Origin of the sequence: Comamonas sp. CAH-2 (assembly GCF_009668305.1) — a bacterium.
In the GTDB taxonomy this organism is placed as follows: Bacteria; Pseudomonadota; Gammaproteobacteria; order Burkholderiales; family Burkholderiaceae_C; genus Comamonas; species Comamonas aquatica.
In genome coordinates, this window is the sequence record NZ_VSWF01000092.1 from 1 (window position 1) to 407 (window position 407).

General features: G+C 65.4%; 1 protein-coding gene. It reads right to left on the reverse strand.

The features are described from left to right. The coding region (locus tag FYM52_RS18610) for a pseudouridine synthase (protein ID WP_154165161.1) at positions 1–407 on the reverse strand (407 nt) is incomplete at both ends.

Here is a 407-nt window from a genome sequence, read left to right on the forward strand (position 1 = left end):
GGCCGAAACGCACGCGCTTGAGCCGGCTCACCACAACCCCCTGGGACTCCCACAAGCGCCGGACTTCGCGGTTGCGTCCTTCCATCACCACGCAGTGGTACCAATGATTGAGCCCCTCGCCGCCTGGCGCCTCCTGGATGTCCGTAAAGCGCGCCGGGCCGTCCTCGAGCATCACGCCGGTCTTGAGGCGCTCAAGCATTTCCTCGGTGACCTCGCCACGGACGCGCACGGCGTACTCGCGGTCCATCTCATAGGACGGGTGCATCAGCCGATTGGCCAGCTCGCCGTCCGTGGTGAACAGCAGCAGGCCGGTGGTGTTGATGTCCAGTCGGCCGACATTGATCCAGCGTCCTTCTTTAAGGCGCGGCAGGCGGTCGAAGATGGTAGGCCGGCCCTCGGGATCGTTG